Origin of the sequence: Streptomyces sp. NPDC014995, assembly GCF_043080745.1 — a bacterium.
Classification (GTDB): domain Bacteria; phylum Actinomycetota; class Actinomycetes; order Streptomycetales; family Streptomycetaceae; genus Streptomyces.
The window spans coordinates 191720-212517 of the sequence record NZ_JBIBVX010000002.1; the positions used below are offsets into that span (position 1 = coordinate 191720).

General features: G+C 70.5%; 15 protein-coding genes and 1 tRNA gene. 6 read left to right on the top strand and 10 right to left on the bottom strand.

From position 1 onward, the window contains the following. Positions 1-291: 291 nt before the first annotated feature. The 6 genes from ACF1A1_RS05280 to ACF1A1_RS05305 form a co-directional block, all read right to left on the bottom strand. Positions 292-379 (bottom strand) — tRNA-Ser (locus ACF1A1_RS05280). A gap of 328 nt (positions 380-707) precedes the next feature. Continuing rightward, entirely contained in the window at positions 708-998 is a 291-nt protein-coding gene (locus ACF1A1_RS05285) for a hypothetical protein (RefSeq protein ID WP_391645642.1), read from the bottom strand. Positions 999-1090: 92 nt separating this feature from the next. Continuing rightward, entirely contained in the window at positions 1091-1810 is a 720-nt protein-coding gene (locus ACF1A1_RS05290) for an ABC transporter permease subunit (RefSeq protein WP_391645644.1), read from the bottom strand. Between the two features lie 10 nt (positions 1811-1820). Then, the gene (locus ACF1A1_RS05295; RefSeq protein ID WP_391645646.1) at positions 1821-2732 is read right to left on the bottom strand and encodes an ABC transporter ATP-binding protein; all 912 of its coding nucleotides are present in this window, start codon (positions 2730-2732) and stop codon (positions 1821-1823) included. Continuing rightward, positions 2729-3640, bottom strand: coding sequence for an ABC transporter permease (locus ACF1A1_RS05300; RefSeq protein WP_391645648.1), 912 nt, complete (start codon positions 3638-3640; stop codon positions 2729-2731). Before ACF1A1_RS05300 ends, ACF1A1_RS05295 begins: the two co-directional genes overlap by 4 nt. After that, positions 3630-4595, bottom strand: coding sequence for an ABC transporter ATP-binding protein (locus ACF1A1_RS05305; RefSeq protein ID WP_391646381.1), 966 nt, complete (start codon positions 4593-4595; stop codon positions 3630-3632). Before ACF1A1_RS05305 ends, ACF1A1_RS05300 begins: the two co-directional genes overlap by 11 nt. A 355-nt stretch (positions 4596-4950) precedes the next feature. On the opposite strand from ACF1A1_RS05305, the gene ACF1A1_RS05310 reads away from it, so the two are divergent. From ACF1A1_RS05310 to ACF1A1_RS05325, 4 genes are all read left to right on the top strand, one after another. Next, positions 4951-6744, top strand: a complete 1794-nt coding sequence (locus ACF1A1_RS05310; RefSeq protein WP_391646383.1) for an SDR family oxidoreductase — start codon at positions 4951-4953, stop codon at positions 6742-6744. Positions 6745-6980: 236 nt separating this feature from the next. Next, positions 6981-7529 (top strand): RNA 2'-phosphotransferase, encoded by a 549-nt coding sequence (locus ACF1A1_RS05315; RefSeq protein ID WP_391645650.1) that lies wholly within the window; start codon positions 6981-6983, stop codon positions 7527-7529. A 181-nt stretch (positions 7530-7710) separates the two neighbouring features. Further along, a complete protein-coding gene (locus ACF1A1_RS05320) occupies positions 7711-8613 on the top strand; it encodes an LLM class flavin-dependent oxidoreductase (protein WP_391645652.1) in 903 nt (300 codons plus the stop codon). Between the two features lie 181 nt (positions 8614-8794). Then, entirely contained in the window at positions 8795-9676 is an 882-nt protein-coding gene (locus ACF1A1_RS05325; RefSeq protein ID WP_391645654.1) for an HAD hydrolase family protein, read from the top strand. Positions 9677-10017: 341 nt separating this feature from the next. Here the strand turns inward: ACF1A1_RS05325 and cydD are convergent, their stop codons facing one another. The 4 genes from cydD to hisC form a co-directional block, all read right to left on the bottom strand. Continuing rightward, positions 10018-13503 carry a thiol reductant ABC exporter subunit CydD gene (gene cydD / locus ACF1A1_RS05330; protein ID WP_391645656.1) on the bottom strand — a complete coding sequence of 1162 codons (3486 nt, stop codon included), beginning with the start codon at positions 13501-13503 and terminating at the stop codon, positions 10018-10020. A gap of 59 nt (positions 13504-13562) precedes the next feature. Beyond that, the gene (gene cydB, locus ACF1A1_RS05335) at positions 13563-14567 is read right to left on the bottom strand and encodes a cytochrome d ubiquinol oxidase subunit II (protein ID WP_391645658.1); all 1005 of its coding nucleotides are present in this window, start codon (positions 14565-14567) and stop codon (positions 13563-13565) included. 20 nt (positions 14568-14587) lie between these two features. Beyond that, positions 14588-16096, bottom strand: a complete 1509-nt coding sequence (locus ACF1A1_RS05340; protein ID WP_391645660.1) for a cytochrome ubiquinol oxidase subunit I — start codon at positions 16094-16096, stop codon at positions 14588-14590. Between the two features lie 213 nt (positions 16097-16309). Then, positions 16310-17389 (bottom strand): histidinol-phosphate transaminase, encoded by a 1080-nt coding sequence (gene hisC, locus ACF1A1_RS05345; RefSeq protein WP_391645662.1) that lies wholly within the window; start codon positions 17387-17389, stop codon positions 16310-16312. A 561-nt stretch (positions 17390-17950) separates the two neighbouring features. Here hisC and ACF1A1_RS05350 point away from each other — a divergent pair. Both ACF1A1_RS05350 and ACF1A1_RS05355 read left to right on the top strand, forming a co-directional pair. Then, positions 17951-19063 carry a LacI family DNA-binding transcriptional regulator gene (locus ACF1A1_RS05350; protein WP_391645664.1) on the top strand — a complete coding sequence of 371 codons (1113 nt, stop codon included), beginning with the start codon at positions 17951-17953 and terminating at the stop codon, positions 19061-19063. A gap of 601 nt (positions 19064-19664) precedes the next feature. Continuing rightward, complete coding sequence (locus ACF1A1_RS05355) at positions 19665-20747, top strand: metallophosphoesterase (RefSeq protein ID WP_391645666.1); 1083 nt, start codon at positions 19665-19667, stop codon at positions 20745-20747. The last annotated feature ends 51 nt before the right edge of the window (positions 20748-20798 follow it).

A 20798-nucleotide genomic window follows, 5' to 3' on the forward strand; every position in this document is an offset into this window, starting at 1 on the left:
GCTGCGGTCGGCGGGACCAGGCGAGCCACTCACCCACAGGCAATGCGGGCTGCGGGCTGCGGGCTGCGGGCTGCGGGCTGCGGGCTGCGGGCTGCGGGCTGCGGGCTGCGGGCTGCGGGCTGCGGGGCCCAACGATCGCCGCAGGCGATCGGGGGCGCGGGGAACTGCGCGACCAGCCACGACGCTCCCGCACCCACACGGCTGAGCGACCCCGGCAGCCCGGCCCACCCCGGGCCCTTCTCGCCTTACCCCGGGCCAAGAACCCGGCCCGGTCCCAGTGACAACGTCTCGCGGAGGATGCACGAATCGAACGTGCGCGGGCTTTTCAGACCCGACCACGGCTTAGCAAGCCGGTGCCTTACCACTCGGCCAATCCTCCGGGTGGGCGGCCTCACGCGAGAGCGACATCGCGTGCTCGAAGCGGCCGCCCCGGGCAGCTCCCCGTGCGGGGCGAGCTCCAAGGAGGGGTAACTACTCCGGAGCCCGCCGCGGGCTGCCCTGACGGGAGCAGAACGAACTGCCGTGCATGGACATCGTCCCGCTCCTCTCCCAGTACCTGACGCCGGTTCCGTCCCGGCGCTGCGGACACAACGACTCTGCCCGCCGAACGAGTTGGACGCCACCGAATAAAACGGCCGTACGAAGAAGGGGACTTCATGGCGGGCGGAGCCGGTGTGGAAGGCGGGGCCAAGGGCGCCGTACGGCACCTACCGGCGCCGCCACCGTCGCCGGCGGGCCTTGCTGAAGAACCAGCCCGCAGGCGGTTCGTCGGAGCGCCACGGCTGCGGCTCGGGCTCCTCGGTGCGCCACCGGGCGGTGAGCATCCGGGCGCGGGCGGACGGCTCGGACGTCTCGGCGGCGCGTATGAAGTCCTCGTCGAGCACGAGGTCGTCCCACGTCCCGTCCGGGGACCGGTCCATGCGGCCGTCCCCGTCCCCGGACCGCCCGCGGCCGCCCTCGCGCTCCCGGCCGTCGTACTGCGCCGCCTCGTCCGCCATCTCCGCCCTCCCAGGCGTCCCTTCCCGTCGTATCCCCTTTGCCCAGTGTGCCCGGACAGAGGTGAAGCCGCCGTCAAGAAGTCCGTGGGCGCCTACTCCTCGCCCGCCAGCGTCAGCGCCCGCAGCTTCTGTCCCGCGTACCAGGTGGCCAGCACGGTCACCGCGACCAGCAGGACCGTCGCCGTCGTCAACCCCACGTCGGAGGTGACGAGGTCTCCGCCGGCGACCTTGTCGGCGACGGCCAGCGACCACTGCTGGACGCTGAGCGTGCGCGCGCCCGGCACCAGGGAGCCGAACAGGGCCTCCCAGACGAGGGCGTAGACGAGTCCGAAGACCACCGCGTGCCGGGACACCGTGCCCAGCAGCAGGAACAGCGCGGCGTAGGCGATGGACGCGACCAGCGCGGCCACCGTGTAGGCGACGGCGATCTGCTGGCCGTTGCCGTTGAGGATGAACCCGGCGATCAGCGTGGGCAGCGCGGAGAACACCATGGTCACCGCTATAGCGACGATGAGCTTGGTGAAGATGATCGTCGGCCGCTTGAGCGGCTTGGACAGCAGGTACACCACGGAGCCGTCGTCGATCTCCGGGCCGATCGCGCCGGTGCCCGCGATGACGCCGATGATCGGCACCATGGTGGCGAGCGCGAGCCCGCCCAGCAGGTCGGACGCCGTCTGGTCGTCGGCGCCGGCCAGAGCGCGCACTACCACGGAGATCACGATGAGCAGCAGCGGCAGTGCGCCGAGGATGAGGGCTCGGCGGCGGCCGAGCAGGGCACGGTAGGTGAGCCGGGCGACAGTGGGGTCGTACATCTTCGGCCTCCTACGCCGCGACGAGATACGAGAAGACGGACTCGAGGGACTCGTCGGACGGCGAGACCGTGAGCAGGCGAATGCCGTGGTCGCGCGCCACCTTCGGCAGCAGGACCGTGAAGCGGCCGAAGTCGACGGCCTGGATGCGCAACGCGCCCTCGGCGAGGTCGACTTCGATGCCGGAGGTCGACGGGTCGGCGATCAGCGCGGCCGCGAGAGCGCGGTCGTCGCTGGAGCGCACCAGATAGCGGTGCGGGCGGTCGGTCATCAGGCGGCGGATCCTGCGGAAGTCACCGCTGGCCGCATGGCGTCCCGCGACGACGACCTCGATGTGCCAGGCGAGTTGCTCGACCTCTTCGAGGATGTGTGACGAGAACAGCACCGTGCGGCCCTCGTCGCCCATGCGTCGCAGCAACTCCATGAGCTGCATGCGCTGACGCGGGTCCATACCGTTGAAGGGCTCGTCGAGCAGCAGCAGCGACGGGTCGTGGACCAGGGCACTCGCCATCTTGACGCGTTGGCGCATGCCCTTGGAGTACGTGGCGATCTTGCGGTCCTGCGCGTACTCCATCTCGACCGTCGCCAGCGCCTTCTGGGCGGCCTTGGCGCCCAGGCCGTGCAACTCGGCGTTGGCGACGACGAATTCGCGGCCGGTGAGGAAGTCGTACATCGCCTCGCGCTCGGGGACGATGCCGATGTGCCGGTAGATCTGCTCGTTGCGCCAGACCTGCTGGCCGTCGAGGGTCACGGTGCCGGTGGACGGGGCGAGGAAGCCGCCCATCATGTTGATGAGGGTGGACTTCCCGGCGCCGTTGGGGCCGAGCAGGCCGGTGACGCCGGGGCCGATGGTCATGGTGATGTCGTTGACGGCGACCACGTTGCCGAACCAGCGGGAGACGTGGTCGAGGGAGAGCGTGGTCACATTCCCACCTTCCGGTAGCGGCGCATCAGGAGGCCGTAGCTGGCGGCGATCAGGCCCAGGGCGACGAGGACGTAGACCACGCCCTCCCCGTTCGAGGGGCCTATCCCGCCGGGGAACGCCGAGCTCGCGCCGAGGAAGGCGGACTGCACCCCGTCGATGAGCGTGATCGGCGAGAACAGGCCGATCCAGGGGGTCGCACCGGTGCTGCCCTGGGCGTCGGCGATGGCCTGCAGGGTGGAGACCGCGCCGTAGGAGATGGTCAGGACGGCGATGACGGCCGCGATGCCGAAGCCGCGGCGCGGAGTGACCGCGGCGACGACCAGGCCGAGCCCGGCGAAGAGCAGGGACAGCAGGGCCACCGAGACGAGTCCCTGGGCGAACCCCTTGGTCTGGTCGGCGAAGTCCAGCTTGGCCAGCAGCGCCCCCACGTAGAGCACCAGCAGCGGTGCGGCGGTGAGGATGAACAGCGCCGAGGCGAGCGCCGCGAACTTGGCGCGAACGTAGTCGGCGGTCTCGATCGGCCGCGAGAAGTACAGCGGCACGGTCTTGAAGCGCAGGTCGCGCGAGACGGACTGGGGGGCCTGCGAGGCGACGTACAGGCTGATGACGGCCTGCATGACGATCGCGTAGCGCGTGTAGTCCAGCGGCAGATCCTTGGCCTTCGTGGCGACCGCGACGGCGACCATGATGGCCGCGGGCACGCACATCACCACGAAGAGCAGCATGGGCAGCACCTTGGACTTCACCGAACGGCCGAGGCCGTAGGCGCCGCGCAGGGACTGCGAGTAGAGGGAGCGGCGGGCGTAGGAGCGGCCCAGGCGCGGGCCGTCGTAGCTGCGGTAACCGATGTTGTGGATGCGAGTCTGGTCCCCACCCGACGGGGTGGGGACGGAGTGCTCAACCGCCATGCCCGACGGCCTCCTTCCGCTGCGCGTCGCTGTCCTTGAAGACCTCGGAGATGTGGTGCCGGCGCTGCTCCATGCGCACCAGGCCGAGGCCGAGGTCGGCGACCACGTCCCGCACCAGGTCGTACGTCTCCTGGCCCCGCGCGGTCAGCAGCAGGATGTGGCCCGAGCCCGGCAGCCCGCTGTCGGCGTCCAGGACGTCGGCCCCGCGCGCGTGGAGAGCCTCGCGGACCGCGCGGGTGCCGTCGGGGTGCTCGTCGGTGTCGGTGACCTCGATCGCGAGGGTCGTCGTGGTCTGGGTGAAGTCGGTGGTGGAGCTGGAGCGCAGGAGTTTGCCGCCGTCGATGACGACGACGTGGTCGCAGGTGCGCTCCAGTTCGCCCAGGAGGTGGGAGGTGACCAGGACGGAGATGCCGAAGTCGGTGTGGATGCGGCGGATAAGGCCCAGCATGTCGTCGCGGCCGACCGGGTCGAGGCCGTTGGTCGGCTCGTCCAGGAAGACCAGCTGCGGGTCGTGGACGAGGGCCTGGGCGAGCTTGACGCGCTGCTTCATGCCGGTCGAGTAGCCGCCGATGGGTCGGTAGCGCTCCTCGTACAGGCCGACATGACGCAGGGTGTCCGCGGTGCGCTCGCGGGCGGCCGTCGGTGGCAGGCCGGACATGCGGGCCATGTGCACGACGAACTCGGTGGCCGAGACGTCGGGCGGCAGGCAGTCGTGCTCCGGCATGTAGCCGACGCGCTCACGGATGGCGGCGCCCTTGGTGGCGACGTCGAGGCCGAGCACCTCGGCGCGGCCCTCCGTGGCGGGGGAGAGACCCAGAAGGATCTTGATGAGCGTTGATTTGCCGGCTCCGTTGGCACCGACGAGTCCGGTCACACCCGGCCCGACGTCCACGGACAGCCGGTCGAGCGCGGTCACCCGGGGGAACCGCTTGCTCAGGCTTTCGGTCGCGATCACAGTCACGTATTCGAAAGTAGTGACGCACGCCACGGAAATCGTCAGACCTCAGAGCCGTCTTCGCGTCAGACCTCAGGTGTAGGGGCCCGTAAGGGATCCCCTGCTTGAGAGTTACGGGACGTGATCCAGGGCTCCGCGTCCCGCCCTATTGACGCCTTCTCTAACAAGTGCCAGATTCGGCCCGAGTCACGTTACGGACACGTACCGCAATCAGCACGGACCGGCCGGGGCGAGGTGGCATGACGACGGCAGAGGCATGCGAAAGGGCAGAGACATGCGAAGCCCGGCACGCCGCCACGAAGGCTGAAGCGAAGGCGGACGGGAAGGCGGACGGGAAGGTGGAGGTGAAGTGACGATGCTGGAGGGTGCGCGCGAGCGCCGGGTGCGGACCGGCGGGATCGACCTGTGCGTGGCCGAGCTGGGGGACCCCGAGCGGCCGACGGTCGTCCTGGTGCACGGCTACCCGGACAGCAAGGAAGTGTGGTCGGAGGTCGCGTTTCGGCTGGCCGGCCGCTTCCACGTGGTGATCTACGACGTCCGCGGCCACGGCCGTTCCACCGCGCCCAAGCCGTTGCGGGGCGGGTTCACCCTGGAGAAGCTGACCGACGACTTCCTGGCGGTCGTGGACGCGGTCAGCCCGGGCCGGCCGGTGCACCTGGTGGGCCATGACTGGGGCTCCGTCCAGGCCTGGGAGTTCGTCACGGTCGAGCGCACCCGGGGCAGGATCGCCTCCTTCACGTCGATGTCCGGCCCGTCCCTCGACCACTTCGGCCACTGGATCAACCAGCGTCTGCGGCGGCCCACTCCGCGCCGGGTCGGCCAACTCCTCGGCCAGGGCGCCAAGTCCTGGTACGTGTACCTGCTGCACACTCCCGCCCTGCCCGAACTCGCCTGGCGTGGCCCTCTCGGCAAGCGCTGGCCGGGCATCCTGCGGCGACTGGAGAAGGTCCCCCACGGCGACTATCCGACCCCCTCACTCCCCCACGATGCCGTCCACGGTGCCTGGTTGTACCGCGACAACGTGCGGTCCCGGCTGCGCCGCCCGCGCACCGACGCGCACGCGCACGCGCCCGTGCAGCTCATCACGCCTCTGGGAGATGCGTACCTGTCACCGCGGCTGTACGACGAACTGGAGCAATGGGTTCCGCGGTTGACGCGACGGACGCTCGCGGCGAAGCACTGGGTGCCGCGTACCCGACCCGATCAGCTGTCGTCCTGGATCGCGGAGTTCGTCACGTCGGTGGACGCCGAAGGGCGCGCCGGGGACGGCGGCGAGGCCCGTGACGTGCCGACCGCCGGCAGGCGCGGGGCCACCAGTCCCTACGCCGAACGCTTCGGCGGGCAACTCGTGTTGGTCACCGGCGCGGCCAGCGGGATCGGGCGGGCCACGGCGTTCGCCTTCGCCGAGGCCGGCGCGCGCGTGATCGCCGTCGACCGGGACGCGGAGGGCGCGACCCGCACCGCCGAGATGTCCCGCGGCATCGGCGCGCCGGAGGCCTGGGCGGAGGAAGTGGACGTCTCCGACGAGCAGGCGATGGAGAAGCTGGCGGCCAAGGTCCTCGTGGAACACGGCGTGTTGGACGTGCTGGTGAACAACGCGGGCATAGGGCTGTCGGGCTCCTTCTTCGACACGACGCCCGAGGACTGGCGCAAGGTCCTGGACGTCAACCTGTGGGGTGTCCTTCATGGTTGTCGTCTCTTCGGTCGGCAGATGGTCGAGCGCGGCCAGGGCGGCCACATCGTCAACACGGCCTCGGCAGCCGCGTTCCAGCCCACTGGGGCCCTGCCCGCCTACAGCGCCTCCAAGGCGGCGGTCCTGATGCTGGGCGAGTGCCTGCGGGCCGAACTGACCGGGAAGGACATCGGTGTTACGACGGTCTGTCCCGGCCTGGTGAACACCAACATCACGTCCACGGCGAGATTCGTCGGGGTGGACGCGGAGGAGGAGGCACGCCGCCGGAAGCGCTCCTCGCGCGTGTACGGGCTGCGCAACTACCCACCGGAGAAGGTCGCCGACGCGATTCTTCGAGCGGTCGTCCGTAATGAGGCGGTGGTTCCGGTGACACCGGAGGCGCGGGTCGCGTACGCGCTGTCTCGTTACGCTCCGGGGGTGTTGAGGAGGTTGGCGCGTGTGAAGCCGCCGTTGTAGGCCCGTTGGCGGTGGGTGGGTGTCAGTCGGTCCAACGGGTGCGTGCTGCCAGGTCTCTTGGGCGCCCGGCTACCAAGACCCATCGGAACAGTTGACGTTGGCCAACCACCGCTGAACGAAGGCTGCTTGTCCACAGAGACGCCAATTCCCTTGTGGATAACTACCGTTGGTTGTGGACCAAACATCGGACGCAAATCAAAATGCGTGATCCACGTCTCTCCCGTCATGCTGAGCGGATGGACGAACGACGCACCGTGAAGGTGTCGAAGTACCTCTCGAAACACCTGCGCCATCAGCCCGAACGTATCGGCCTCACCCTCGACGAGGGCGGCTGGGTCGAGATCGGCACGCTGATCACGGCCGCCGCGGCCCACGGCTTCCCCTTCACCAGGGAGGAACTGGACCACGTGGTGGCCGCCAACGACAAGAAGCGCTTCGCGATCGAGGGCAACCGCATCCGCGCCAGCCAGGGCCACAGCATCGAGGTGGACCTCGGCCTGTCCCCGGCGACCCCACCGCCGTACCTCTACCACGGGACCGTGGCCCGCTACCTGGAGGCGATCCGGGCCGAGGGGCTGCGGCCCATGAACCGGCACGACGTGCACCTCTCGCCCGACCGTGAGACCGCGACCCGGGTGGGTGCCCGTCGCGGCCGACCGGTGGTCCTCTCCGTGGACGCGGCGGCCATGCACCGCGACGGCCACGTCTTCCACGTCAGCGCGAACGGGGTGTGGCTGACGAAGACCGTCCCCCCGCAGTACCTGCGCTTTCCCGAGCCGCGCTGAGCCCTCGTGTGCGGCAACCGCACCAACTCCGGCTTCGACAGCCGCACCGGGTCCCGCTCGAGCAGCTCCATCGTGATCGGACTCGGGCAGCTCAATCCTGAGTGGGCTCATTCTGTGGCCGACCGGCCGCGTACGGTGACCGTTTCACGTGAAACACGGGCATCCCCCTACGCTCGACCTCATGAGTCTGCGACTGAGCACCGTGATCCTCCCGTACCGCCGCTGGAACGAGGGCGGCCGTTCGGCATGGACGCGTGCCGAGCAACTCGGCTTCCACACCGCGTACACCTACGACCACCTCTCCTGGCGCAGCTTCCGTGACGGCCCGTGGTTCGGTGCGATCCCGACGCTGACCGCCGCCGCGTCCGTCACCGACCAGCTGCGCCTGGGCACGCTGGTGACCTCGCCGAACTTCCGGCACCCGGTGACCCTCGCCAAGGAGCTGATCTCCCTGGACGACATCTCCGGCGGGCGCGTCACGCTGGGCATCGGCGCCGGCGGTACCGGCTTCGACGCGACCGCCCTTGGGCAGGAGCCATGGACTCCGCGTGAGCGCGCCAACCGCTTGGCCGAGTTCGTGCCCCTGCTCGACCGGCTGCTCACCGAGGCCTCGGTGTCGTACACGGGTGAGTTCTACGCGGCACACGAGGCGCGCAACATCCCCGGCTGCGTCCAGCGTCCGCGGCTGCCCTTCGCGGTCGCCGCGACCGGCCCGCGTGGGCTGAAGCTCGCGGCCCGCCACGGGCAGGCCTGGGTGACGACCGGAGACCCCAAGCTGTACGAGAACGGCACCCCGGAGCAGTCGGTGCAGGCCATCCGCGGCCAGGTCGAGAAACTCACGGACGCCTGCGTGGACCTCGGGCGGGATGTGCACGCGCTCGACAAGATCCTGCTCACCGGGTTCACCCCGGACCGCGGCCGCCCGCTGGAGTCCCTGGACGCCTTCGTCGACTTCGCCGGCCGGCACCAGGAGCTCGGCTTCACGGAGCTCGTGGTCCACTGGCCGATCCCGGATTCCGACTTCGCCGCCGACGAGAAGGTCTTCGAGCAGATCGTCATGGAAGCACCGGCGCAGCTGCGCTGACCTCGGCAGCAGACTGCTCCTCCCATCTGTCCGGCCTCGGCAACCGGCTGCCCTTCACAGCTGTCCGACCTCCGCGATCGACCGCCGTTCTCCTCCGCGCCCGCATCGGCGGTCGGTCGGCCGCGCCTCATCTGTGCGGGCTCCCGCACGGCCGTGCGGGCGGATACGGGAGAATGACCCGGTGACCTCAGCGACTCGACAGCCCGAGACCCCGGCCGCCACCCTCCCGCCCCGGCTGATCGCCACCGACCTCGACGGCACCCTGCTGCGGGACGACAAGTCGGTCTCCCCACGCACCGTCGCGGCCCTGGCGGCCGCAGAGGACGCGGGCATTGAGGTCTTCTTCGTCACCGGCCGCCCAGCCCGCTGGATGGACGTCGTCAGCGACCACGTCCACGGGCACGGCCTGGCCATCTGCGGCAACGGCGCCGCAGTGGTCGACCTGCACGGCGGCCCCGGCGCCCACCGGTTCGTGAAGGTGCGCGAGCTGGCCCGGGAGAACGCGCTGGACGCCGTACGGCTGCTGCGCGAGGCGGCGCCCGGCACGATGTACGCCGTCGAGCAGACCTACGGCTTCTACCAAGAGCCGGAGTATCCGAAGATGCACATGGAGATCCCGGACTTCCTCGCGCCGGCCGAGCAGTTGCTGGCACCGGATGCCCCCGGCGCCGGCGAACCGGTGCTGAAGATCCTCGCCTTCCACCCCACGCTCGACCCCGACGCCTTCCTCACCCTCGCACGGCTGGCCATCGGCGACCGGGCCAACGTCACCCGCTCCAGCCCGAGTGCCCTGCTGGAGATCAGCGGCCCCGAGGTCTCCAAGGCCAGCACGCTCGCCCTGTGCTGCGCCGAGCGCGGCATCTCGCACGAGGAGGTCGTCGCGTTCGGGGACATGCCGAACGACGTCGAGATGCTCACCTGGGCAGGTCGGTCGTACGCCATGGGCAACGCGCACCCGGACGTCGTCGCGGCGGCCTCCGGGCAGACGGTCGCCAACAACGACGACGGGGTCGCCGTCGTCATCGAGCAGCTGGTCGCCGAGCGGGTCCGGTCCTCGCACTAGGCCGGCGGACATGCCTGCCGGACCTGACCGACGGGCGTTTCGCGTGCCGCCGACCACGGCACCGGGTCCGCCGCCGACCCCGTCTCGGGTGTGACCCGCACCTCGATGTGCAGGTGCGGTCCGGGCGGCCGCCCGGCGCCCTGCCGTCGTCGGGCAGGACGACCTGTGCCTGGCGGTCCGTTCAGGTCATACGCCCGGGGGACGTGCCCCGGATGGTCCGGCCTTTCCCAACGGGTGTCATGCCGACGGCTGTCAGGACGACGCCCCCACGCCACCGCCGTTCCGCCACCGTCCTGCCGGGCCAGGGCGGGGCCGAAGCCGGGGCGGTGCGGCGGCGTCGGTCACCGCGCCCCCACCAGCTCCTCCGCCGCCGCCTCCCGCTCGACCATCCTCCGCAACGGCCCCTCAACGGCGGCCAGCTCCGCGTAGGCACCGCGCTGCACGACCCGTCCCTCGTCCAGCACGACCACCTCGTCCACCGCCTCCAGACCGGCCAGCCGGTGGGTGATGAGGAGCGTCGTCCGCCCTTCGGTGGCGGCCAGCAGGTCCGCGGTGAGCGCGTCGGCGGTCGCCAGGTCGAGATGCTCGGCGGGCTCGTCCAGCACCAGGACGGGGAAGTCGGCGAGGAGCGCGCGGGCCAGCGCGAGCCGCTGCCGCTGGCCGCCGGACAGCCGGGCACCGTGTTCACCGACGAGCGTGTCGAGTCCCTCGGGCAGACTGTCGGCCCATTCCAGCAGCCGGGCCCGCGCCAGCGCGTCCCGGAGTTCGTCCTGCGTGGCGTCCTTCTTCGCCAGCAGCAGGTTCTCGCGGACGGAACTGTCGAAGAGGTGCGCGTCCTGCGCGCACAACCCGACCAGCCGCCGTACGTCGTCGCCGTCCAGGGCGTACGCGTCGACCCCGCCGAGGGTGTACGAGCCCGCGCCAGCGTCCAGGAACCGCAGCAGCACCTGCGCGAGTGTCGTCTTGCCGGAACCGGAGGTCCCCACGACGGCGATCCGGCGCCCCTGCGCCACGGTGAGGTCGACGCCGGTGAGCGCGTCCCGGTCCTGGCCGGCGTGCCGGGCGGACAGCCCCTTGACGACGAGCGGGAACGGCGAGGCGGGCGCCTGCCGGGGCCGCTCCGGCTCACGCACCGGCTCGGGGGAGTCGAGTACCTCGTACACCCGCTCGGCGCTCCTGCGCACCCGCTGGCGGTACTGGACGGCCAGCGGCAACACGAGAACGGCCTCGAACGCGGCAAGCGGAGCAAGGACGACGACGGCCATCGTCACGCCGCCCAACCGGCCGTCGCCGACGGCCTGCGCCCCGACGAGGGCGGCGGCGGCGACGGTCAGCCCGGAGAGGAGCGCGGTCAGTCCGTCCCCGAGCGCGGTGGCGGTGGCGGCGCGCGAGGCGATCCGGGTGAGCACGGAGTCTGCCGCACGCACTTCGGCGGTACGGGCGGGCAGGGCACCGGCGACGGTCAGTTCGGCGGTGCCGGTGAGCAGGTCGGCGGTACGGGTGGCGAGCACTCCCCGGGCGGGGGCGAGCCGGCGCTCGGCCCGGCGCGCCACGGCACCGGTGATCAGCGGGACGCCCACTCCGGCCGCCAGCAGCCCCGCCGCGAGCACGGCCCCGGCCTCGGGCAGCAGCCATGCGGTGAACGCGACGGACCCGGCCGAGACGACGACGGCGGCACCGGCGGGCAGCAGCCAGCGCAGCCAGTAGTCCTGAAGGGCGTCCACGTCGGCGACGAGCCGCGTGAGCAGGTCGCCCCGGCGGGTCGTGCGCAGTCCGGCGGGCGCCAGGCGCTCCAGCCGCCGGTAGACGGCGACCCGGGTGTCGGCGAGCATGCGCAGCACGGCGTCGTGCGACACGAGCCGCTCGGCGTACCGGAACACGGCCCGCCCGATGCCGAAGGCCCTCGTCGCCGTCACGGCCACCATCAGGTACAGCACCGGCGGCTGCTGCGAGGCCCGGGAGATGAGCCACCCGGAGGTGGCCATGAGCCCAACGGCACTGCCCAGGGCGAGGCTGCCGAGCAGGAGGGCGAGGGCGAGCCGGCCGCGCCGGGCACCGGCCATGGCGCGGACCCGGGCGAGGACGCCGCCCTCGACCGCCTGGAACTGCGACTCGGGTTCCGACGCGGCGGAGACGGCCGCCTCCGCCACGGGGGCGGCAGCGTCCTCGGGCGCGACCTCGACGTGCCGGGGAGCCTCGGCTTCCGCCAGCCGCACCACCCGGTCCGCCACTGCCAGCAGCGCCGGCCGGTGCACCACCAGCAGAACCGTCCGCCCCGCCGCGAGCCGCCGCACGGCCGCCACGACCTCGGCCTCGGTCTCGCCGTCGAGAGCGGCCGTCGGTTCGTCCAGCAACAGCACCGGCCGGTCCGCGAGGAACGCCCGGGCCAGCGCGAGTCGCTGCCGCTGCCCGGCGGACAGCCCGGTTCCGTCCTCGCCGAGCACCGTCCGGTCCCCGTCGGGCAGCGCGTCCACGAACTCCAGCGCCCCCGCGTCCGCCAGCGCCCGGCGAACGGCAGCGTCATCGGCGTCGGGACACGCCAGCCGTACGTTCTCGGCGATCGTCCCGGCGTACAGATGCGGGTGCTGCGGCACCCAGGCGATCCTGGACCGCCACTGCTCCAGATCGAGGTCGGTGAGATCGACTCCCCCGACCCGGATCCGGCCCTCGGCGGGCCGCACGAATCCCAGGAGCGCGTTCAGCAGGGTCGACTTGCCCGCGCCGCTCGGGCCGACGAGCGCGACCGTCTCCCCGGGCTCGACGGTGAAGGACACGTCGGAGACGGCGTCGGCTGACCGGCCCGGATAGCGGACCGTCACGCCCTCGACGGCCACACCGCCCGCCGGTACCGCGCCCCTGCCCGACGCCGGCACCGGCGTCTCCAGCACGGCGAAGATCTCCTCGGCCGCCGCGAGCCCTTCGGCGGCCGCGTGGTACTGCGCCCCGACCTGCCGCAGCGGCAGATACGCCTCCGGTGCGAGCACGAGGATGACCAGGCCGATGTACAGGTCCATCTCGCCGTGGACGAGCCGCATGCCGATCGTCACGGCGACCAGGGCGACGGACAACGTCGACAGCAGCTCCAGCGCGAACGACGAGATGAACGCGATCCGCAGCGTCCGCATGGTCGCCTGGCGGTACTCACCGGTGATGCGTCGGATGGACTCGGCCTGCGCCTTGGCACGTCCGAACACCTTCAGAGTGGGCAGCCCCGCCACCACGTCGAGGAAGTGCCCCGACAGCCGGGACAGCAGCCGCCACTGACGATCCATCCGCGACTGCGTGGCCCAGCCGATCAGCACCATGAAGAGGGGGATCAGCGGCAGAGTGCCGACGATGATCGCGGCGGACACCCAGTCCTCGGTCACGATCCGCGCCAGCACCGCCACCGGCACGACCACCGCAAGCCCCAACTGCGGCAGATAGCGCGAGAAGTAGCCGTCGAGGGCGTCGACGCCGCGCGTGGCGAGGGCGACCAGCGAACCGGTCCGCTGCCCGCTCAGCCATCCCGGGCCGAGCTGCGTGGCCCGCTCCAGCAAGCGCCCCCGCAGCTCCGACTTCACGGCGGCGCTCGCACGGTGCGCGGAGAGTTCGGTGAGCCAGGAGACCAGAGCGCGACCGGTCGCCACAGCCACCAACAGCAGCAAGGGGGTGCGGAGTCCGGCGACCGACAGCCCGTGCTGGAAGGCACCGACCACCACCTCGGCGATCAGCATCGCCTGCGCGATGACCAGCGCCGCTCCGAGGACACCCAGTCCGACGACCGCCACCAGGAAGAGACGCGTGGCGCGGGCGTATCGGAGCAGACGCGGGTCGATCGGTTTCACGTGAAACACACCCTCTTCTCAAGGGGTGTGTTTCACGTGAAACACACCCCGATTCGGACTCAGTGCGCGGCCTCAGCGATGTGCTGCGTACCGATCCGCTTGCGGAACACCCAGTAGGTCCACCCCTGGTAGAGCATCACGACCGGCGCGGCGATCGCCGCACACCAAGTCATGATCTTCAAGGTGTACGGGCTCGACGAGGCGTTGGTCACCGTGAGGCTCCACTCGTCGTTGAGTGTCGACGGCATGACGTTCGGGAAGAGCGTCAGGAACAGCATCGCCACGGCGGCGACGATGGTGACGCCGGACAGTGCGAACGACCAGCCTTCCCGCCCCGCCTGGTTCGCCACGAGCGCCGCGACCAGGGCGGTGACCGCCACGACCAGCGCGACCAGGCTCTTGCCGTCACCGCCGTCGACCTGCGTCCACAGCAGGAAGACCAGCGCGAGGGCAGCGGTGGTCAGGCCGACCTTGAACGCCAGCTTCCGCGCCCGCTCCCGGATGTCGCCGACGGTCTTGAGGGCGGTGAACACCGCACCGTGGAAGGTGAACAGCGTCAGGGTCACCAGACCGCCGAGCAGCGCGTACGGGTTGAGCAGGTCCCCGAGGGTGCCGACGTACTCGAAGTTCTGGTCGATCTTCACGCCCCGCACGATGTTGCCGAAGGCCACGCCCCACAGGAACGCCGGGAGGAGCGAGGTCCAGAAGATCGCGTGCTCCCAGTTGCGCTGCCAGTTCTCCTCGGGCCGCTTCGCCCGGTACTCGAAGGCGACACCGCGCACGATGAGGCAGACCAGGATGAGCAGCAGCGGCAGGTAGAAGCCGGAGAAGAGCGTGGCGTACCACTCGGGGAAGGCGGCGAAGGTCGCGCCGCCCGCCGAGAGCAGCCACACCTCGTTGCCGTCCCAGACGGGCCCGATGGTGTTGATGAGCACCCGCCGCTCGGGCCGGTTGCGGGCGAGCAGCTTGGTGAGGACACCGACCCCGAAGTCGAAGCCTTCCAGGAAGAAGTAGCCCGTCCACAGGACGGCGATCAGGACGAACCAGACGTCGTGCAGTTCCATGGCTGTGCAGCTCCCTCGGCCTAGTAAGAGAAGGCCATCGGCTTGTCGGCGTCACGGGAGTCGCCGCCGATCTTCGTGGGCGGGTTGAGGTCGGCTTCGGTGAGCTCGGGCGGGCCGGCCTTGACGTACTTCACCAGCAGCTTCACCTCGACGACGGCGAGGATGGCGTACAGGGCCGTGAAGACGATCATCGAGGTGAGGACCTCGGCCTGGGAGACCCCGGGGGAGACCGCGTCGCGGGTCTGCAGGACGCCGTAGACGACCCACGGCTGGCGGCCCATCTCGGTGAAGATCCAGCCCCAGGAGTTGGCGATCAGCGGGAAGGCCAGGGTCCAGATCGCCGCGAGCCAGTACAGCTTGGTGAGCTTGGGGCTGAGGGCCTTCTTCCGGAAGAGGACCAGGTGCGGCACCTCGTCGTCGCCCACCCGCAGGTGCTGTGGCAGCAGGAACTTCTTGCGGGTCAGCCACAGGCCGGCCAGGCCGATGGTGAAGGACGTCATGCCGAAGCCGATCATCCAGCGGAAGCCCCAGTAGGCGACCGGGATGTTGGGCCGGTAGTCGCCGGGCCCGAACTTCTCCTGTTCGACCTTGTTCACGTCGTTGATGCCGGGGACGTGCGAGCTGAAATCGTCGTTGGCGAGGAAGGAGAGCAGGCCGGGGATCTCGATCGCGACCTTGTTGTGGCCCTTCTCGACGTCGCCGTAGGCGAAGACGGAGAAGGGTGCGGGCGCCTCGCCGTCCCACAGGGCCTCGGCCGCGGCCATCTTCATCGGCTGCTGCTCGAACATGATCTTGCCGAGGACGTCGCCGCTGGCCGCGGTGAGCAGACCGCCGACGGCGACGGTGACCAGGCCGAGCCGCAGCGAGGTCTTCATCTCACGGATGTGCCTCTTGCGCAGCAGGTGGAAGGCGGAGATGCCGACCATGAAGGCGCCGCCGGTGAGGAAGGCCGCGGAGAGGGTGTGGAAGGCCTGGGCGAGCGCGGTGTTCTGGGTCAGTACCAGCCAGAAGTCGGTGAGCTCGGCCCGCCCCTTCGCCTCGTTGATCCGGTAGCCGACCGGGTGCTGCATCCACGAGTTGGCCGCGAGGATGAAGTAGGCCGACAGGATGGTGCCGATCGAGACCATCCAGATACAGGCCAGGTGGATCTTCTTCGGCAGCTTGTCCCAGCCGAAGATCCACAGCCCGATGAAGGTGGACTCGAAGAAGAAGGCGATGAGGGCCTCGAAGGCGAGTGGGGCACCGAAGACGTCACCGACGAAGCGCGAGTAGTCCGACCAGTTCATGCCGAACTGGAACTCCTGCACGATGCCGGTGACCACGCCCATCGCGATGTTGATCAAAAAGAGCTTGCCCCAGAACTTCGTCGCCCTGAGGTACTTCTCCTTCTCCGTGCGCACCCAGGCGGTCTGCAGCCCGGCCGTGAGCGCGGCCAGGGAGATCGTCAGGGGGACGAACAGAAAGTGGTAGACGGTCGTGATGCCGAACTGCCATCGCGCCAGGGTCTCCGGCGCCAAAGCCAGGTCCACGTCGCCGCTCCTTACCTCACACGCTTGTGAAAGCGTTCACATTCACAAGCAATTATGCCGCATACCCGTTCGACGACCGCAGGGCGGGGGGTCCCTCATCGGGACAGGCCCTCCCACCTGGGGCGGAGCGGTGGAACCCGGGCATGGAGAGGGCGCCTCGGTTCCACGTGAAACCAAGGCGCCCAGCAGCAGCCGACCTGGGACAGGGAGGCCCTACAGCTCCTTCCGGAACCCTTCCGCCACCTTCAGGAAGATGTCGTTGGCCTCGGCCTCCCCGACCGTCACCCGCACGCCCTCACCGGGGAACGGCCGGATCACGACACCGGCCCGCTCACACGCCGCCGCGAAGGCGACCGTGTGCTCGCCCAGCCGCATCCACACGAAGTTCGCCTGCGTCTCCGGCACCGTCCAGCCCTGGTCCCGCAGCCCGTCGACCACGCGGTTGCGCTCGCAGACCAGCGAGCCGACCCGGCCGAACAACGCGTCCTCGGCCTGAAGCGAGGCGATCGCCGCCTCCTGTGCGAGTTGGCTCACACCGAACGGCACCGCCGTCTTGCGCAGCGCGGCCGCCACCGGCTCGTGGGCGATCGCGAAACCGACCCGCAGCCCGGCCAGGCCGTACGCCTTGGAGAAGGTTCGCAGCACACAGACGTTGGGCCGCTCCCGGTACAGCTCGACGCCGTCCGCCACCTCGGGGTCACGGATGAACTCCCGGTAGGCCTCGTCGAGTACGACCAGCACATCAGCGGGCACCCGATCCAGGAACCGCTCCAGCTCAGCCCGCTTCACGACCGTGCCCGTGGGGTTGTTGGGGTTGCAGACGAAGATCAGCCGGGTCCGCTCGGTGATCGCGTCGGCCATCGCGTCCAGGTCGTGCACATCCCCCGGCGTCAGCGGCACCTGCACCGAGGTCGCACCACTGATCTGCGTGATGATCGGGTACGCCTCGAAGGACCGCCAGGCGTAGATCACCTCGTCGCCGGGGCCCGCCGTCGACTGGATCAGCTGCTGGGCGACGCCGACCGAGCCGGTACCGGTGGCGAGGTGGGAGGCGGGCACGCCGAACCGCTCGGAGAGCTCTTCCACCAGGCCCGTGCACCCCATGTCCGGGTAACGGTTGAAGGACGCGGCGACGGCCGTGACCCGCTCCAGCACGCCCGGCAGCGGCGGATACGGGTTCTCGTTGGAGGACAGCTTGTAGGCCACGGGACCACCGGCCGCGGCCGGCTTGCCCGGCTTGTAGGTGGGGATCCCCTCCAGCTCGGCGCGCAGCTTGGGGCTCGTCTCGCTCACCGCAGTCCTCCTCGTGACCACCACCGGCTTGAATACTGCACACCTTATGAGGATTCGGCCCTGGTGCGAACAGCTGAGCACGAGCAGCCGGCCGCGGACCCGTCGCACCGCGCGTCCGCCCCCGTGCCACCGCCGTACACGCGCCGCTCGAGGCACCGACGGACGCCACCGAGATGGACATCGCGGCCGAGAAACTGATCACCGTGCTGGGTACGGACGCCGCCCAACCACCGTGCGGAGGCCGTCTCGCCTCCTACTGACCGCATCAGCGGCATCACCGCACGAAGGCGTACGAAACGGGGGGCGCGCCACACATATATCTACGCGCCGGTGGCTCACACCGTGGCGCGCATCCCCCGTGCAGGTGAGTTGAGACCTCTTCGAAACATCGGTGCCTTGGCAGGCTCATCCGTGCCCACACTGCACGTCTTGGCATGAAGCCCAGCAACTGACTTGTTTTCCAAGGCATTTGACCCCTCGGGGCCATGCAGAAACGTGCCTGTCAACGCGTGCATATGCGTCCGCCCTACCCCACCGAATGAGCCCTACTATCGGCTCGCCATGACAGCAGCAGGGAAGCACCAGGTGAGCCGCGCGGAAACCTCACGCAGGGGCAGCCGGCCGGGCAGAGCGGGCATCAGGGACGTGGCCGCCGCCGCCGGAGTCTCCATCACGACCGTCTCCGACGCCCTCAACGGCAAGGGCAGGCTCCCCGATGCCACCCGACGCCATGTCCGTGAAGTCGCCGACCGACTGGGCTACCGCCCCTCGGCCGCGGCCAGAACACTCCGCACCGGCAAGTCGGGCCTCATCGGTCTGACCGTGACGACGTACGGGGATGAACCTTTCACCTTCACCGAGTTCGCGTACTTCGCCGAGATGGCGCGCGCCGCGACCTCCGCGGCCCTGGCCCGCGGCTACGCGCTCGTCATCCTCCCCGCGACCTCGCGCCACGACGTGTGGTCGAACGTCGCCCTGGACGGCACGGTCGTCATCGACCCCTCCGACCAGGACCCCGTGGTCAGCGAACTCGTCCGGCAGGGTTTACCGGTCGTCTCCGACGGCCGCCCCGCCGGTGCGCTTCCCGTCACCGCCTGGGTCGACAACGATCACGAGGCCGCCGTCCTCGACATCCTGGACCACCTCGCCGACGCCGGCGCCCGTCGCATCGGCCTGCTCACGGGCACCACCACCGACACGTACACCCACCTGTCGACCAGCGCGTACCTGCACTGGTGCGAACGCGTCGGCCAGGACCCGGTCTACGAGGCCTACCCCGCCCACGACCCGTGCGCGGGTGCCGTCGCCGCCGACCGGCTGCTGGCCCGCCCCGACCGCCCCGACGCCGTCTACGGCCTGTTCGACCCCAACGGCACCGACCTGCTCGCCGCCGCCCGCCGCTACGGGCTGCGCGTCCCGGAGGACCTGCTGCTGGTGTGCTGCAGCGAGTCCACCGTGTACGCCAACACCGAACCCCCCATCACCACCCTTTCCCTGAAGCCGCGCCGCATCGGCACGGCGGTGATCCAGCTGCTCATCGACGCCATCGAGGGCGCCCAGTCGGACCGGCCCGTCGAACAGGTGATACCGACCGAACTGATCGTGCGTACCTCGTCCCAGCGACGTCCGCAGCGCACGACGGTGAGTCCGCCACGGGCGCCTGAGGAGACGTAAAGGCGGGCGGCGCGTGACCCCAGGGGCACGCGGCGGGACGGGGCCGGTCGTCACCCGGCCCCAAAGGGGGGCGTACGGACGCAGCGCACCGGCGCACTCCAGGTCGAGCGCCTCGCAGCGTCCGGCGCAGTCCTCCACGGGGCGGACGCCGGGCGGCCGCGCCGTTGCGGACGCCCTACGGCAGACCGCCACGGACCCGGTGAGGCTTGGGGGAGCGGCACCGGACGGAAGTCCATGGCGGGCGGTGCCCTCGCCGTCTCCCGCTGACGGCATCCGCCGGAAAGCCGTGTGGAGGCCGTGCCGGTGAGGCTCGGCGCCGGCCGGGAGCGGAACCCGTAACCTTCTCCAAGTCCCGGTGTGTGACAGCGGGGATGCGTGGGGCGAGGGTGTGGGCACGGTGTGCGCGGGGTGAGTGAAGGGCTGCCGAAGCCAGTCCAATCGGGGCGAATGCCGCGATGAACTGGAGGCTTGCTCCGATTCAGCACCCCTGGGTCATCACACGGAACGTTCCGCATTCCTATGATGGGCCCACGGCACCGCGGGCCGTCGCGACCAGGCAGTCCGAAGCGGTGCAGATGCGGCGCGATGGTGGAGGGGTCTGATGACTCAGGGGGCCGGTCAGGGACCCGAGGTGGAGCGTACGGCGACGGTGCGCGATTTCCGGGTGCCCGCGTACGTCCACGAGACCGGTCCGTACGCTCACAACACGCATCCCGGGAATGCGGCGCCGCCCCTCGAGGATCCGCTGGAGCAGCCCGAGGGCTACACACCCACCCAGCGCGACCTGCCCGTCATCAACCGGGGCGACACCCTTCAGGTCACCGTCGACCCCGCGGCCGTCCAGGCCCCGCAGCCCGCGACCGGCCCCGGCCCGCTGTTCGTCGTCGGCGACGTGCACGGCTACCTCGACGAGTTGGTCGCCGCCCTGCGGGAAAAGGGCCTGATCGACGCGGCCGGCCACTGGTGCGCGGGCACCGCCCGGCTGTGGTTCCTCGGAGACTTCACCGACCGCGGCCCGGACGGCATCGGCGTCATCGACCTCGTGATGCGGCTGTCCGCCGAGGCCGCCGCGGCCGGCGGCTACTGCAAGGCGCTCATGGGCAACCACGAACTGCTCCTGCTCGGCGCCAAGCGGTTCGGCGACACCCCCGTCAACTCCGGGGCCGGAACCGCCACCTTCCAGGCGGCCTGGCTGCTCAACGGCGGCCAGAAGTCCGACATGGACCGCCTCCAGGACCACCACCTGCAGTGGATGGCCCGCCTCGACGCCGTCGAGGAGGTCGACGGCCATCTGCTCGTGCACTCGGACACCACCGCCTACCTCGACTACGGCGACTCGATCGAGGCGGTCAACGACACCATCCGCGAGACGATCACCCGCAATGACGCGGACGAAGTGTGGGATCTCTTCCGCAAGTTCACCAAGCGCTTCTCCTTCCGCGACGAGGGCGGCGCCGACGCCGTCCGGTCACTGCTGGATACGTACGGCGGGACCCGCATCGTTCACGGCCACAGCCCGATCCCGTACCTGCTGGGCGAGGTCGGTTCCGAGGACGGCGAGGACACGGCCGGCCCCGTGGTCGAGGGACCGCACGTCTACGCCGACGGACTCGCCATCGCGATGGACGGCGGCGTGACGATGGCCGGAAAGCTGCTGGTCCAGCAACTGCCGCTCGCCGTCTGACCGTTCACGCGTCCGGCGACGGCCACGCCGGACGCGTTCGACGACGCCGCA

What these genes read in the sequence shown, in the direction of transcription:
- ACF1A1_RS05320 (WP_391645652.1), top strand. Translation starts at nt 7,711, where the DNA reads ATGAGTCTGCGACTGAGCACCGTGATCCTCCCGTACCGCCGCTGGAAC.
- ACF1A1_RS05350 (WP_391645664.1), top strand. Translation starts at nt 17,951, where the DNA reads ATGACAGCAGCAGGGAAGCACCAGGTGAGCCGCGCGGAAACCTCACGC.
- ACF1A1_RS05285 (WP_391645642.1), bottom strand. Translation starts at nt 998, where the DNA reads ATGGCGGACGAGGCGGCGCAGTACGACGGCCGGGAGCGCGAGGGCGGC.
- ACF1A1_RS05310 (WP_391646383.1), top strand. Translation starts at nt 4,951, where the DNA reads ATGCTGGAGGGTGCGCGCGAGCGCCGGGTGCGGACCGGCGGGATCGAC.
- ACF1A1_RS05355 (WP_391645666.1), top strand. Translation starts at nt 19,665, where the DNA reads ATGACTCAGGGGGCCGGTCAGGGACCCGAGGTGGAGCGTACGGCGACG.
- ACF1A1_RS05290 (WP_391645644.1), bottom strand. Translation starts at nt 1,810, where the DNA reads ATGTACGACCCCACTGTCGCCCGGCTCACCTACCGTGCCCTGCTCGGC.
- cydB (WP_391645658.1), bottom strand. Translation starts at nt 14,567, where the DNA reads ATGGAACTGCACGACGTCTGGTTCGTCCTGATCGCCGTCCTGTGGACG.
- ACF1A1_RS05300 (WP_391645648.1), bottom strand. Translation starts at nt 3,640, where the DNA reads ATGGCGGTTGAGCACTCCGTCCCCACCCCGTCGGGTGGGGACCAGACT.
- ACF1A1_RS05315 (WP_391645650.1), top strand. Translation starts at nt 6,981, where the DNA reads ATGGACGAACGACGCACCGTGAAGGTGTCGAAGTACCTCTCGAAACAC.